This window comes from Mitsuokella jalaludinii (assembly GCF_928722185.1).
In the GTDB taxonomy this organism is placed as follows: Bacteria; Bacillota; Negativicutes; order Selenomonadales; family Selenomonadaceae; genus Mitsuokella; species Mitsuokella jalaludinii.
The window spans coordinates 2,205,449-2,220,856 of the sequence record NZ_CAKMXA010000001.1 but is presented as its reverse complement, the minus strand read 5'-3'; the positions used below and the strand labels follow the sequence as shown (position 1 = coordinate 2,220,856).

Annotated in this window: 12 protein-coding genes; all 12 read right to left on the bottom strand. The window is 56.5% G+C overall.

The features are described 5' to 3' along the window. Nucleotides 1–213: 213 nt before the first annotated feature. Nucleotides 214–657 carry a hypothetical protein gene (locus QDI87_RS10390; RefSeq protein WP_278743232.1) on the bottom strand — a complete coding sequence of 148 codons (444 nt, stop codon included), beginning with the start codon at nt 655–657 and terminating at the stop codon, nt 214–216. A gap of 114 nt (nt 658–771) precedes the next feature. After that, nucleotides 772–1,425, bottom strand: coding sequence for an HAD family hydrolase (locus QDI87_RS10385; protein WP_082427720.1), 654 nt, complete (start codon nt 1,423–1,425; stop codon nt 772–774). Between the two features lie 124 nt (nt 1,426–1,549). Beyond that, complete coding sequence (glmS, locus tag QDI87_RS10380) at nt 1,550–3,379, bottom strand: glutamine--fructose-6-phosphate transaminase (isomerizing) (RefSeq protein ID WP_055161676.1); 1,830 nt, start codon at nt 3,377–3,379, stop codon at nt 1,550–1,552. A gap of 405 nt (nt 3,380–3,784) precedes the next feature. After that, nucleotides 3,785–5,410: a chaperonin GroEL gene (gene groL / locus QDI87_RS10375; protein WP_036376098.1), complete on the bottom strand. Its 1,626-nt coding sequence runs from the start codon at nt 5,408–5,410 to the stop codon at nt 3,785–3,787. 43 nt (nt 5,411–5,453) lie between these two features. Next, nucleotides 5,454–5,735, bottom strand: coding sequence for a co-chaperone GroES (groES, locus tag QDI87_RS10370; protein ID WP_005839486.1), 282 nt, complete (start codon nt 5,733–5,735; stop codon nt 5,454–5,456). A 183-nt stretch (nt 5,736–5,918) separates the two neighbouring features. Continuing rightward, nucleotides 5,919–7,553 carry a sulfate adenylyltransferase subunit 1 gene (locus QDI87_RS10365; RefSeq protein WP_278743231.1) on the bottom strand — a complete coding sequence of 545 codons (1,635 nt, stop codon included), beginning with the start codon at nt 7,551–7,553 and terminating at the stop codon, nt 5,919–5,921. 1 nt (nt 7,554) lies between these two features. Next, nucleotides 7,555–8,463 (bottom strand): sulfate adenylyltransferase subunit CysD, encoded by a 909-nt coding sequence (gene cysD / locus QDI87_RS10360; protein ID WP_036376094.1) that lies wholly within the window; start codon nt 8,461–8,463, stop codon nt 7,555–7,557. A 17-nt stretch (nt 8,464–8,480) separates the two neighbouring features. Next, the gene (locus QDI87_RS10355) at nt 8,481–8,804 is read right to left on the bottom strand and encodes a 4Fe-4S dicluster domain-containing protein (RefSeq protein ID WP_278743230.1); all 324 of its coding nucleotides are present in this window, start codon (nt 8,802–8,804) and stop codon (nt 8,481–8,483) included. Next, nucleotides 8,785–10,482, bottom strand: a complete 1,698-nt coding sequence (locus QDI87_RS10350; RefSeq protein ID WP_278743229.1) for an adenylyl-sulfate reductase subunit alpha — start codon at nt 10,480–10,482, stop codon at nt 8,785–8,787. The genes QDI87_RS10355 and QDI87_RS10350 overlap by 20 nt, the downstream gene beginning before the upstream one ends. 55 nt (nt 10,483–10,537) lie before the next feature. Continuing rightward, complete coding sequence (locus QDI87_RS10345) at nt 10,538–12,037, bottom strand: chromate transporter (protein WP_278743228.1); 1,500 nt, start codon at nt 12,035–12,037, stop codon at nt 10,538–10,540. Nucleotides 12,038–12,197: 160 nt separating this feature from the next. Beyond that, nucleotides 12,198–13,349 carry a mannitol-1-phosphate 5-dehydrogenase gene (locus QDI87_RS10340; RefSeq protein WP_278743227.1) on the bottom strand — a complete coding sequence of 384 codons (1,152 nt, stop codon included), beginning with the start codon at nt 13,347–13,349 and terminating at the stop codon, nt 12,198–12,200. Between the two features lie 125 nt (nt 13,350–13,474). Beyond that, nucleotides 13,475–15,370: a PTS mannitol transporter subunit IICBA gene (locus tag QDI87_RS10335; protein WP_278743226.1), complete on the bottom strand. Its 1,896-nt coding sequence runs from the start codon at nt 15,368–15,370 to the stop codon at nt 13,475–13,477. Between the last annotated feature and the right edge of the window lie 38 nt (nt 15,371–15,408).

Here is a 15,408-nt window from a genome sequence, read left to right as displayed (position 1 = left end):
GTTTTTTCTTTCTTTTTTCAAGGTCTTTTGGGCTTCGTACAAAATCCTTGCCACTCAAGGCTTCTGGGCTTTTGTTCCGGCCGTATCGCTCAGCGACTTGTACTATATTACAGGATAGTGGCCGAGTTGTCAACAGCTTTTTTGAAAAAAAGTAAAAAAAGAAGACTGTCTGCAAAACAGCCTTCTTTTCAGCTCCAATCCGCTACCTCATGCTTACCAGATGGTCTTCATCATCGTGCGGTAATTCTCGTTGAGGAATGTGATCATGACGTTGAACATGCCGTAGACCATGTCACCGATCTCCTCGGCCTTCTCGTCGGGCGTGATCATGCAGATATCGAGGATCAGTGAACCCTCACCGTCGAAGTAGAGCTTGAACAGCTTGTACTTGAGGTTGAGATCGTTTGCCAGTTTAAGCACAGCCAGCTCATTCTCCTCCGTCTTGCACTTCGGCGAAATCTGCACGCGGATCATGGAGAAGATACTGCGGTCCAGCAGCACGAGCAGCGGCAGCTGCTGTCCATCCACTTCTACATGGGAGCGAAATACCGTCGTCTGCTCCGGATCATTCTCGATTGTCTCCGATACGAATGCCTTGATCTCCTTGGCGTCCAGGAAATCCTGGAATGCTCTTGCTTTTGTTGCCATTTCTGCCATTGCGACTCCTCCTCCATTGTCTGCTGTCTGCAGATACTATGATGTCCATTCGTATATTTATAGTTCGACATGCGAAGTGGATATTCCTGCAAAAGCGAACAGATAATCGAAGGTTCAGAATGCAGAAAGGTCAATCTCCTCTAAGCGGTCGACAAGCATGTCGCAGACGGAGAGGTCCTGGTTGGGACTGTGCGGGCTGTTGAAGCCGATACAGGTCATGCCGGCTGCCTTGGCCGCCCGCGCACCGTTAGCGGCGTCCTCGACGACGACACAGTCCCGTGGATCCACACGCAGATAGGCGGCCGTCTGCAGGTAGATTGCAGGGTTCGGCTTCGACTCAGGCAGATTTGTGCCGCTCATGAGGAGGTCGAAGTGGTCGCGGATGCCGAGATCGTCGACGACAAAGGCGATGAAATCATCACTCGACGAGCTCGCGATGGCCGTCTTGAGCCCCTGCGACTGGCGCAATTCATTCGTCGCACGGATCAGCTCCAGGCTGCCCGCAATCGGCGTGACATGCTGTTCATGTATGATTTTATTGAACAGGTAGACTTTCGCCTTCGCAGCCTGCTCTGCACTGTGATGAAAACCAAACAATTTTTTCATGTCTTCGAACATCATGAGGTCCGTCATGCCCTGATAGCGCATGAGGAATTCCAACGTGACCCCTTCGACACCCATTTTCTGGAGTACGCGCTGTTCCGCCCGAAGATGGACCGGTTCGGTATCGGCAATGACACCGTCCATATCGTAGATAAATGCTTTCAAGAAGATTCCTCCATTCGTGCCTGTGTGGCATGCATGTGACAATCAGGCTATAGAACAAGAAGCCCTCTGCCAAAAGGCAGAAAGGCTTCTCATGTAAAATCTTGTATATCCGTATGCAAACGGTTTACTCAACCGTAACCGATTTTGCGAGGTTGCGCGGCTTGTCGACATCGCAGCCACGCGTGATGGCAGCGTAGTAAGCGAGCAGCTGCAACGGTACGACCGTCAGCAGCGGGATCAGGAGCTCATCCGTCTCCGGAACCTTCATGACATGGTCGACGTACTTCTCGAGCTCCGTATCGCCTTCTGCAGCGATGCCAATGACGACGGCGTCACGCGCCTTGACTTCCTTGATGTTCGACAAGGTTTTCTCGTAGACGCTCTTCTGCGTCGCGAGTGCAATGACAGGTACACCCTCGACAATCAGAGCCAGCGTGCCGTGCTTGAGTTCGCCGGCAGCATACGCCTCCGCATGGATGTAAGAGACTTCCTTGAGTTTCAATGCACCCTCAAGGGCTACATCGTAGTCGAGCGAACGGCCGATGTAGAACACATCCTCGTTGAAGCCGTACTGCTTGGCAAACGTCTTGATTGGCTCGACATCCGAAAGCGTCTCACTGACCTGAGCCGGGATGTTCTTGAGCTTCGCGATGAGCTCTTCAATGCGCTCCGGCGTCTGCGTCTTCTTGATCTGCGCCATGTAGAGGGCGAGCATGAAGAACAGGATGAGCTGCGTCGTATAGGCTTTCGTCGAGGCGACGGCAATCTCCGGGCCAGCCCAGGTGTAAAGCACCTGATCTGCCTCGCGGGCAATCGAAGAGCCGACGACATTCGTCAGGGCCAGCGTCTTGGCACCGAGGCGCTTCGACTCCTTCATGGCTGCGAGCGTATCGCTCGTCTCGCCCGACTGCGAAACGGCGATGAACAGCGTGTTCTCATCGACGATCGGTTCGCGATAGCGGAACTCCGATGCGACGTCGACTTCGACAATCGTGCGGGCCAGTTTCTCGATGTAGAACTTGCCGACGAGGCCGGCATGATAAGCCGTGCCACAGGCAACGATGTAGATCTTGTTGAAGGAATTGAGGTAATCCGCATCCCACTTGAGCTCGTTCATGACGATGGACTTGCCGTCTTTCGCGATGCGCTGGCTCATCGTGTCGCGGACAGCCTTCGGCTGCTCGTTGATCTCCTTGAGCATGAAGTGCTCGTAGCCGCCCTTCTCGGCAGCTTCTGCATTCCAGTTGACCTCGAAGACCTTCTTCGTCACGGGCTCGCCGCGGCGGTTCGTGATCTTGATGGCATCCTTCGTGACGACGGCCAGCTCGCCATCGTTGAGGATGTACGTGCGGCGCGTGCGCGAGATGATGGCGGGGATATCCGACGCGATGAAGTTCTCGCCCTCACCGATGCCGATAACGAGCGGGTTGTCCTGCTTCGTGCAGATGAGCTTGTCCGGCTCTCTCTTGCTCATGAAGACGAGCGAGTACGAGCCCTCGATGCGGCGCAGCACTTCGCGGACTGACGAGACGAAATCGCCATTGTAGACCTCTTCGAGAAGATGTGCGACGACTTCCGTATCCGTCTCCGACTTGAAGACATGGCCCTTCTCGATGAGCTCTTCCTTGAGTGCCAGATAGTTTTCGATGATGCCGTTGTGCACGACGACAAAGTCACCCGTGCAGTCCGTATGCGGATGTGCATTGCGATCCGACGGACGGCCGTGCGTAGCCCAGCGCGTATGGCCGATACCCATGGTTCCCTTCGGCATATCGTCCTTGATCTTGTCGCGCAGCGCCGAAAGGCGGCCGACACTCTTCTCGACGCGAATGTGATTGCCGTCATAGACCGCAATGCCAGCCGAATCATAGCCGCGGTACTCGAGCTTCGAAAGACCCTCGAGCAGGAAATTCGCAGCCTGCTTGTCACCGACATAACCTACAATACCACACATGATACATACCTCCTGGTAGTCTTGCAACAGGTCCCTCGAGCTGCCTTTGTCATGAGAATCGCTCCTCATCTTTCGGCAGGCCGTATCGACTGGGACGGCCGGAAGGCATCCGCTGACGTTTCGACAACCTTCTCCTCGTTTTCCCCGCTGAGCTTTCAAGCCCATCTTGGGGAACTAGCGCTAAGAATTGCTTCTTTTCCGTAATGTCCCTGCTGCACAATCAAACCGATCATCAGAACATCGCAAGGCGATTCTGATACGATGCTATTCTAGCTTAAAACTGCCTTATTGTCAACAATTGCTCATGTCAGGCGGCCTGTGCAGCCTCCCAAAAGCAAAAATCTCCATCCGGATCATCCGGATGGAGATTCTTGATTCAGTTCAGGGGATGCAACCGCGAAGGGATTACATCATGCCCGGCATGCCGCCCATGCCCGGAGCAGCCGGTGCCGGAGCTTCTTTTTCCGGCTTGTCAGCGACGAGCGTTTCCGTGGTCAGGACCATGGAAGCAATCGAAGCAGCGTTCTGCAGAGCGGAGCGCGTGACCTTAGCCGGATCGACAATGCCAGCCTTGAGCATGTCGACGTACTCGTTCTTGAGGGCGTTGAAGCCGATGCCCGTGCCAGCCTTCTTGACGTTCTCGACGACGACAGAGCCTTCGAGGCCTGCGTTCTGAGCAATCTGGCGAACCGGCTCTTCGATGGCGCGTTTAACGATGTTGACACCGACCTTCTCGTCACCTTCGACCTCGAGCTTATCGAGTGCCGGCAGGATGTCGAGGAACGTCGTGCCGCCGCCTGCGACGATGCCTTCTTCAACAGCAGCGCGCGTAGCGTTCAGCGCATCCTCGATGCGGTACTTCTTGTCCTTCATCTCGACTTCCGTAGCAGCGCCGATCTCGATGACAGCGACACCACCGGAAAGCTTTGCGAGGCGCTCCTGCAGTTTCTCGCGGTCGAAATCACTCGTCGTCTGGGAAATCTGCTGCTTGATCTGTGCAACGCGCTCAGCAATGGCGTCCTTGTCGCCCTTGCCGCCGATGATCGTCGTCTCGTCCTTCGTGGAGACCATCTTGTGCGCCTGGCCGAGGTCAGCGAGCGTGACGCTGTCGAGCTTGCGGCCGAGCTCTTCGCTGATGACCGTGCCGCCCGTCAGCGTAGCGATATCCTGCAGCATAGCCTTGCGGCGGTCACCAAAGCCCGGAGCCTTGACGGCCAGAGCCTTGAACGTGCCGCGCAGCTTGTTGACGACGATCGTCGTCAGTGCTTCGCCGTCGACATCCTCAGCGATGATGGCGAGCTGCTTGCCGGCCTTGACAACCTGCTCGAGGATCGGCAGGATATCGTTGATAGCCGAGATCTTGCGGTCCGTGATGAGGATGTACGGATCATCGAGAGCTGCCTCCATCTTGTCCGTATCCGTGACGAGGTACGGGGAGATGTAGCCGCGGTCGAACTGCATGCCTTCCTTGACGGAGAGGTTCGTGCGCATCGTCTTGGATTCCTCGACCGTGATGACACCGTCCTTGCCGACCTTTTCCATGGCCTCAGCAATCAGGTTGCCCGTCTCTTCGTTCGCGGAAGAAATCGTAGCGACCTGCGCGATGTCAGCCTGGCCTTCAACCTTCTTGGCCTTCGTCTTGATCTCCTCGACGAGCGTCTTGACCGCTTCGTCAATGCCCTTCTTGATGATCATCGGGTTGGCGCCAGCAGCGACATTCTTCATGCCCTCATGGATCATGGCCTGTGCTAGGAGCGTTGCCGTCGTCGTGCCATCGCCAGCGATGTCGTTCGTCTTCGTCGCAACTTCCTTGACGAGCTGTGCGCCCATGTTCTCGAACGGATCTTCAAGCTCGATGTCACGTGCAATCGTGACACCATCGTTCGTGATCGTCGGAGCGCCGAATTTCTTGTCGAGGACGACATTGCGGCCCTTTGGTCCAAGCGTTACCTTTACGGCATTTGCCAGTGCATCAACACCGCGGCCAAGTGCGCGGCGAGCTTCTTCGTCAAACAGAATCTGTTTTGCCATTTATATTACCTCCGAGAAAAGTCTGATTGAAATCACGGGATGATCAGATGACAGCGAGGATATCGCTCTCACGGACGATCAGGTAATCCTTGCCCTCTACCTTGACCTCTGAACCCGAGTATTTGGAGAAGATGACGCCATCGCCGACCTTGACTTCCATAGCAGCGCGCTCGCCATTATCGAGCAGCTTGCCAGCGCCAACTGCAACGACTGTGCCCTTCTGCGGCTTCTCTTTTGCCGTATCCGGCAGTACAATGCCGCTGGCCGTCTTTACATCGCTCTCTGCAACTTCGATGACAACTCTTTCGCCCAATGGCTTAATCATAGGTATCTTCCTCCTATAAAATGAATTTACATGTTGATGGTGTTAGCACTCACTAGACCTGAGTGCTAACTACAGTCTTTATATTACCCCCTCTAAGTCAAAATGTCAATATCAAATCCGTAAAAAGTCAAAAAAACAAAGGCCAGTTCAATCTGGCCTTTGTTTCGGATCTGCCAATGTCGATCAGATAATCCAGTTATTCGGTGCCATCATGGAGTCGAGCATGGAGTGGTGCAGGATGGTCTCCGCAATCTGCTGGGATGTGCTCTCTGCAGCGGCTTTGCCGGAGAGCTCGCTGAAGTTCCGGACGCCTTCCGGCAAGGGCTGGTCTTTGTCGAGCACAAGCAGGACGACGAGGCCCGCCTGCAGCAGGTGGCAAAGCACCGGCGCAGGGTCTTCCTCCGCACTCGGATGGTAGAGGTACGTGTGGCGGCCGTTGCGCACGAGGTAGTACTCGGCCTCCTCGACAGTCGCGAGCGAGATGCCGTCCTTGGCTGGCTCGAAGGCCACGGCCAGCGGTGCCTGCCAGTTGAGTGCGCTGCGCATCTGCTGGTTCGCCGCAAAGTGGCGCTGTTCGGAGCCGTCGGGAATCTCGCGCACAACGCCGCAGGCCGCTGTCATATTGCTGATGCGGTCGATGAGGATGAGCTCGCCCTGCGTGCGATGATGGTCGAACGTGTCGAGCACGATTGATTCCGTCACAGCGATCTCGCAGAGCGCGATCTCATTCTTCTTGAGGCCCGTCGTCTCGACGTGCTCGCCCGTGTTGATGTCGATGCGGTAGTCGATCTTCGTCAGGATGCCGGGAATCTTCTTGGTGCCGAGGAAGACCATGAAGTTCTTGCCGATGGAAAGCGGCACATCATCCATCCAGAGGATCTCAGCCTTGAAGTTTGCGGCCTGGCGGACATGGCTGCCCTTCTCGAGCACGCAGCCGCGCGAAACGTCGACCTCGCGGTTGAGCTGGATCGTGACCGGTTGTCCCTTGTAGGCCGACGTCGCCTCGCGATCAGCCACGAGGATCTTTTTGACTTCGGCCTGCTCGCCGCTCGGCTGTGAGGTGATGGTATCGCCGACGGCGATGCTGCCGCTCTCGATCTGGCCCTGGAAGCCGCGGAATTCGTGATTCGGGCGGCAGACGCGCTGAACGGGCATGTAGAAGCCCTCTTCGTGAACGGCACTGACGTCAACCTGCTCCAGATAATCGAGCAGCGTCGGGCCGTCATACCAAGCCATGGCGGACGACTTCTTCGTGACGTTGTCGCCCTCTGTCGCCGATACAGGAATGAGCTTGACATCGTGAAGATGAAGCTCTTGCTGCAGGGCCTCGATCTGCGCCTGGATCTCCTTGAAGCGCGCCTCCGAGTAGTCGACGAGGTCCATCTTGTTGATGGCAAAGACAAAGTACCGGATACCCATGAGGGCGCAGATGCGGGCATGGCGGCGCGTCTGCGTCAGGACGCCCTGCGTCGCGTCGACGAGGATGACGGCAAGGTCTGCAAATGATGCACCGCAGGCCATGTTGCGCGTGTACTCCTCGTGGCCCGGCGTGTCCGCACAGATGAAGCTGCGGTTGTCCGTCGTGAAGTAGCGGTAGGCGACATCGATCGTGATGCCCTGCTCACGCTCTGCGAGAAGCCCGTCCAGGAGCAGCGAATAGTCGATGGCGCCACCGCGGCTGCCGACTTTCGAGTCGAGCAGCAGCGCTTCTTCCTGATCGGCATAGATGAGTTTCGCATCGTATAAGAGATGGCCGATGAGCGTGGATTTGCCGTCGTCGACGCTTCCGCAGGTGATGAATTTGAGTAAATCGTTCATATCAGAAATAACCCTCCCGTTTCCGGCGTTCCATGCTGCCGGCTCCCTCGTGATCGATGACACGGCTCGTGCGCTCCGATTCGACAGCGCCGAGTGTCTCCTCCACGATTGCATCCAACGTATCAGCCTCTGACTCAACAGCCCCTGTCAGCGGATAGCAGCCGAGCGTGCGGAAGCGGACCTTCTTGTGCTCGATATCCTCTGGCCTTAGATTGAGCTTCTTGACGATGCGGTCATCGTCAATCATGATGAGATTGCCGTCGCGCTCGATGACCGGGCGCTCCTTGGCAAAATACAGGGAAACAATCTCGAGGTTCTCGCGGCGGATGTACTGCCAGATATCTTTCTCCGTCCAGTTGGACAACGGGAAGACGCGGATGCTCTCGCCCTTGTTGATCTGGGAATTGTAGAGCTTCCACATCTCCGGGCGCTGATTCTTCGGATCCCAGGCCTGGGCCGCATTGCGGAACGAGAAGATGCGTTCCTTGGCACGCGATTTCTCCTCATCGCGGCGGCCGCCGCCGAACGCTGCGGTAAAGCCGTATTTCGTCAAAGCCTGCTTCAGGGCCTGCGTCTTCATGATGTCCGTATACGAGGCGCCGTAGTCAAACGGATTGACACCGGCTGCCAGCCCTTCTTCATTCTTGTACTCGATCATGTCGAGTCCGTACTTCTTCGCCTGCGCATCGCGGAAGGCGATCATCTCATGGAACTTCCACGTCGTGTTGATGTGCAGGAACGGGAACGGCGGCTTTTCCGGGTAAAAGGCCTTGAGGGCAAGATGCATCATGACCGTGCTGTCCTTGCCGATGGAATAGAGCATGACTGGTTTCTCGGATTCGGCCGCAACCTCTCGAATGATGTAGATGGCCTCGGCCTCGAGTGCATCGAGATGCGATAATTTTCCCATATGTATTGACTCCTTACTCAGTATTGGTTGGCATTCTCGCGATCAATCGTAATGGTGACCTCCTGCCGATCAGCCTTGCGGATATGCCAGTGATAGTAATGACCTTCTTTGTGGATTGTCATCGTGCTGCCACTGCCGCCAAGGTCAGCACCGAGGAAGTAGCCTATCGCACTGACAGGACATTCCTTCATGCAGGCCGTACAGCCCCAGCAATCGCGGACCTCGCAGATCTTCGCCTTCCTGCCCGACGGTCCATCCTGCAAGAGAATGAGATTGCCGGGGCAGGCTTCCGTGCAGCGGCCGCAGCCGATGCAGCGGTCCTCATGGATGCGTATGCTCATAATGACCTCCTTTGACCAGCGGCCTTCTATATATATGGAAGGATCCGTTTTCCCAGCGCGAATTGATGTAGCAGCAGCCCTCCGGCGACTGTTCCGGATAGTCGGCATTCTCGCCGAACGTATGCCAGCGCGTCTCGTGGCGCGCGAGAAGGTGCGCGATGAGAGCCCGGCAGACCGTCAGCCGCTCGCGCAGCTCATAGATCTTGAGCAGCTCGTACGGGCCATCTGCCGCGAGCTGCGGCAGCAGGGATTCAAGATGCTTGATCTTCTCATCTGCCAGTTCCAGGCGGCTCTTGTTGTAACGGTAGTCTGTATGGATGCCTCCTGCATACTCGTCCATGACCTTCTGCATGGCTTCTTCCAGCTGCTCTGCCGTCAGATTGCCGGGCTCATGCGAGAGATATGCTTCGTAATCCGTCCAGGCAGGCGCATCTTCACGCTGGTCGCCACGCGCTTCCTTGTCCCTGCCAGCGGCGAGATATCCAGCCAGCGCTTCGGCAGCAATCTCACCTTCAGCGAGTGCTCCCGTCACGTATTTCTGCGGGGCACCGCCTGCGACATCACCGGCGGCAAACAGCCCGTGAATGGTCGTTTCCCGCTTTGTATCGACCCAGAAGCCGCTGGCCGTATGGCCGCCGACCACATATGGTTCCGTGCCCTCGACCTCTACAGGCTGCTCTTTCGGCCCTTTGCCGCTCTCGATCCACTTGAGCGTCTGCGCCGGTGCCATGTTGAGGTATGCGTGATAGAGATCGCCCTGCTGCTCTGCTGTGATGTGACGCGTATCGAGGTAGCAGGGACCGTTACCCTTGCGGTTCTCCTCCACAGTCCCGAAGATGCGCTGCGGTGTCGTGAGACCGTACTTCGTCTCATAGATTTCACCTCTGGCATTGACCTGCTTGGCCCCGACGCCCTGTGCAATCGTGCCGGTCGGCGCAATCGTATCCTTGCAACGCAATGCAATGAAGCGGTGCTCGAGCGTCGTCATCTCGGCGCCAGCGCGGATGCCCATCGCATAGCCTGCCCCCGTGTTGAACGGCGGATACCACATCTTGTGGCGCGAAAAACCTGGATTATTGGGGCGGTAAAGTCCTGCAGCTCCGCCCGTCGCGATGAGCACCGCTCTCGCCTCTATGTCGTAAGCGGTCAAATCGCGAACAGAAAAGCCCCAGGCACCGTGCACCGTGCCGTTCGTGACCTTGAGATCTGTGATATTGACGTGATTAAGCACGGTGACGTTGCTCTGCTCGCGCACGCCCTTGGCCAGGAGCGGCTTGATATTCTCGCCGTTGATCTTGACGTTGCGCCACCCGCGCGTGACATAATTCCCGCTTTCATCCTTCAGGATCACGAGCCCGCGGCGCTCGAGGTCTTCCGTGACCTCGTTGACAGACTTCGCGATTGTCATCATGAGATCATCGCGGATGATGCCCTCCGCATCCTTGCGTGCATACTCAACGTAGTCGGCCGGCGTGTGACCGTTCGAAATGTAGGCATTGAGCGCATTGACACCCGCGGCCAGGCAGCCGCTGCGTTCGATATTCGCTTTTTCAGCGACGAGCACGCGCAGCTCCTTCTCTGCGCCGAGCTTGATGGCGGCATAACAGCCAGCCGTGCCGCCGCCGATGATGAGCACATCTGTCTCCAGACGGCTCTGCTTCAGCTTTACATTCTTCATATCATCTCTCCTAAAAGCACTCCATGATAACAATCGATACATACACCATTCACATTCAGATGAGGAAAAGTCCAAATCCCGCTGCTGCCGACACGAGCATCGGCACGGTCATAGCCTTCCTGCGCACAAAGAGCAGGTAGAGGCAAAAGACTGCCAGCAGGATGCTCATCGTAAGGACAATCCCTTCTGGCACCAGCAGCCCCGTGCCGATCTCCAGATTCGTGCGCAGCATCGAGAGTGCAACATTGAGCAGCAGGCCGCTGATGATTGGGCGCACCCAGAGGCTGATCTGGCGGAAGACCGGCACGTCGTGAAAGGTCCGCAGCAGGCGCGCGATGATGCCGAAGATCAGACCAGACGCCGCGACGCTGACGGCAAAGCCTGCCAGCGAGAGAGCGAGGCCCGCGCTCATGCCGCCCATGCGAAGGCCAGAAAGATAGCCGATTCCCGTGAGGATCTTGCAGAGGATCGACCCAGGCAATGCATTGGCCACGGGTACGAGCTGCCCATAGAAATCTGCCGAAGCCACTGTGCCGCCCTGGACGAACAGGCCGTCTGCAATCGTCAGGTAGGCATCGCCACCGCCAAATGAGAGCAGCGACGAGAGGAATCCCTCCCCGATGTACGCGGGGCTGCCCTGCACCATCGTGATGGCCGGCAGGCTAAGCGCCAAGGCGAAAGCCAGCCAGACGAATGCATCGCGCAGCGTGTCCTTGAGAAGCTTTACGCCATCGACGGATTCTCCGCCCATGCGGAAGCTCTTGACAAGCCCCCTGAAACCGAGCCATGCCATGAGCAGGATGGTGGCATCGTGGACGCCTGTCAGAGCCGGTGCCAAAGGATGACTGCCGCTCAGCAGGAACGAGGCTGTGAGCAGGCCGGCCACAATGGCTTTTGCCCGCGAGATGCCGCTGCCGAGGTAGACAATCAGGAAGAACGAAAGCCCGAGGATGGACAGGATGGACAGATTGAACACAGGCTTAGCCGGAATGCCGAGCAGTGCGTAGAGATTTGCCTCCGAAGAGAGCAGGAATACCGCCACCATCGCCAGGCACATCGTGCGGAACACGCGCGTGCCGGCCTGCCGCATCGCTGTGAGCGTCTTAAGCACATAAGCTGCCAACAGGCTGATGATGAACGCACCGAGGCCGATTGAAGCATAGCGGATCCCCGTCAGGGCAGCCCCTTGTTCTCCCGTCAGCACCGCAAGGATCAGGATGGTGAGGAGGGCTCCCGGCAGAGCCATCATCGAAGACGCCACGAGCATGCCCGCATGGCCGCCGAGCCTCTGGCCGATGCCTGCCGCAATCTCGACAGGCAGAGCCCCCGGCGTGATGCAGGCCGCGACGACATCCTCATCGTACGCGCGCTTTGTGACGAGCTTGCCGTTTTCCACGACTTCCTTCTCAATGACGGGAATCAGAGCATTGCCGCCGCCAAAACCGATGGCACCGATGCGCAACATACTCATGCCCAGTCGCACGATATCCGCGTAACCGTGCAGCATGCTCTGATACAATCCATTGGCCTGCACAAAGATATGTTCCACTGCCATCACCTCACAAATCATCCACACAAAAGAAAAGAGGTCCTAAGGCGGGCGCATTGCGCGCTTGCCTTAGAACCTCCATTTTTTCTGGTCAGTTCTCTTCAAACGATGTATTCATCATAAGCGAAATAACATAGTTTGTCAATATGTAAATACTATTTTAGTGTCATTTTTCGTAAGCCTTGAGCTCTGCATCGACCAGGTCGTAAAGCTTGCTGCCCTTCTCGATACCCGTGAAGTGCGTCAGAGCTTCCTCATAACCATGTTCCTTGACATAAGCCTGTACTTCCACGGCTTCCTTGTCGCCTTCATAGTCAAAGTGCAGGGCAGCCGCGATGACCTTGGCAAGTGCTGCCGGCGTCTTGCCCTGAGCGATCAGCTGCGTTGCCGGGCTCACGAGACGATCCTTAGCCCCGAGCTTGCGTTTTGGGCCGCGTGCTACACGAGTGACCTCATCGGAGAGGTGCGGGTTGGCAAAGCGCTTCTCCGTCGTCTCAACGTATTTCTGATGGGCTGCCGGATCAAAGCCGTATTTCTCGATGAGCATGCTGCCCGTCTCGCCCCAGACCTTGCGGACAAAGGCGACAATCTCCTGATCCTGCATGGCGCTGTAGATATCCTTGATGCCCTTCTGATAGGCAAGGTAAGCAATTGAAGCATGTCCCGTATTGACGGTGAAGAGTTTGCGCTCGATATATGCCTGCAGATTGTCTACCCAGGTAAGGCCTTTGATCTCCGGTACTTCGCCCTTAGCCTGCGTGCGGTTGACATCCCACTCGCTGTACGGCTCGACCTGCACGAGCAGGGGTTCCTCATTGTGCTGCAGCGGCACGATGCGGTCAACAGCAGCATCCGGGAAGCCAATCAGCTTATCGACGAGCGGCTTAGCCTCATCCGAGAGATGTTCGTAGACGAAATTCTTGAGCACAGTCGAGCCTCCGACCATGTTCTCACAGGCAATGATATTGAGCGGCGTCGTATTTTCCTTGACACGGCGCTCGAGGCCCTTGGCAATATTCGGTGCAATGAACTTCAGGATGTTCGGGCCGATTGCTGTCGTGACGATATCGGCATGGACAATAGCCGTGAGCAAGTCCTCGAGGTTCGTATTGCTGTTGATGGCCTTGACATGCTCGATGTGAATCGTCTGCGGCTCATCGCCGACAATCTGGATGTTGTAAGCCTTCTTCGCGTTGATCGTCTCGACCAGCTCTTCGTTGACATCGACAAACGTCACTTCATAGCCGGACTGAACGAGCAGCTCACCGATAAAGCCGCGGCCGATATTGCCAGCACCAAAATGAATTGCCTGTTTCATGATCATATTTCCTCCTATTGTCATATGGACTCCCCGGTCAACTGCATGGCCGGGGCCCATATTTCTTTCACTTGAGTCACTTGCTGAGCAGTTGCAGAGCAGCAGCCTGCTCATCATTGCATCTCTTAATCCACTTTCGTGAACACTTTGTAAAGAACATCCGGATCCTTCGTCGTGTAGAGCTCGTGCAGCTGCTCATCACTGTACTCGTCCATGGTCGTGGCGAGGTTTGCAAGGATGGCCAGATGGTCGTTGCCACGGCCTGCGATGCCGATGATGAGGTATGCCTTATCATCGCCGAACTGGACGCCGTCCGGATACTGCAGGACAACGATACCGGATTCCTTGACGCATTCTTTGACGGCATTCTCGCCGTGCGGGATGGCAATGCCCTTGCCGATATACGTCGTGATATCCTTCTCACGGTTCAGCATGCCCTGGATATACGGCTCCTCAACATAGCCGCCCTTGAAGAGCAGTTCACCTGCAGCCTTAATGGCATCTTCTTTCGAGACGCTCTTGAGGCCGACTTTGACATTTGCCTTCGTCAAGATGCCTTCCTTGACCGTGTCTTCCTGGACAGGCGCTGCCTTTGTCTCTACGCCCTCTCCTTTGAGACGTGCTGAAACGATATCGAAAACATTATTCTGCGTGAAGTCCTTGACCCAGATGTGTTCAGCCTGCGGGCTGTCCTCAAGAGCGCGCTCCGCGAGCTTCTCATGGGAGACGACGAGCTGAGCATCCTTCGGGATGTTGCCGATTGCACAGTTCGTGACCGAGATATCCGTGTAGCCGGCCTTCTTGAGCTTCTTGCGCAGTCCAGCAGCACCGAGAGCCGAAGAGCCCATACCTGCATCGCAAGCATAGACGATGCGCTTGAGTTCTGCACCCGAGACTTTCTTTTCATTGGCATTGGACGGCATATCCTTGCCGCGGTTCTTCATCTCTGTCATGGATTCACGAGCAGCCTCGAGCGATTCTTCACTGCCATCATCATGCGAACCCTTGATGAAGATGGACGCTACCGCACAGGAAACAGCAGTGGCAACGAGGAAATCTGCGACATTTGCGAGGAAAGCGCCTTTCGGCGTCATGGCGAGCACTGCAAGAATGGATCCAGGAGATGCCGGAGCGATCAGGCCGCCGCCGAGGAGATTCAGCGTGAAGACACCAGACATGCCGCCAGCGATGACAGCGAGAACGAGGACCGGCTTCATGAGGATATACGGGAAGTAGATTTCGTGGATACCACCGAGAACGTGAATGATCATGGCACCCGGCGTGGATTCCTTTGCCATGCCCTTGCCGAAGAACCAATACGCGAGCAGGACACCAAAGCCAGGGCCAGGGTTTGCCTCGAGCAGGAAGAACATGGACTTGCCGTACTGCTCAGCCTGCTGGATGCCGAGCGGCGAGAGGACGCCGTGGTTGATTGCGTTGTTGAGGAAGAGGACCTTGGCCGGCTCGATGATGATCGAGGCGAGCGGCAACAGGCCCATGGCGACGATGGCTTCAACGCCAGCGCGCAGGACGGCATTGGCCGCGAGGACGACAGGGCCGATGCCCGTAAAGGCCAGGATAGCGAGGATACCGCCGATGATGCCGGCCGAGAAGTTGTTGACGAGCATCTCAAAACCAGTCGGGATGTGATCTTCGATGGCCTTATCGAACTTCTTGATGACCCAGCCGCCCAGAGGGCCCATGATCATGGCGCCGAGGAACATCGGGATGTCCGAACCTGCGATGACACCGGCCGTTGCAATCGTGCCGAGCACGCCGCCGCGATGACCGTAGATAGCGGCACCGCCGCTATAGCCGAGCAGCAGCGGGATGAGCCACTTGCTCATCGGAGCACCGACCTGAGCCAGATACTCATTCGGGCACCAGCCAGTCGGAATGAACAGGGCCGTCAAAAGGCCCCATGCGATGAATGCGCCAATATTCGGCAGGACCATGCCGGAAAGGAAGCGGCCAAACTTCTGCATGGCTTCCTGAGCGCCTTCTTTTTTCTGGTTGCTCATAAAGTTTTCCCTCCATTTGCATTGCATATAAACGATAA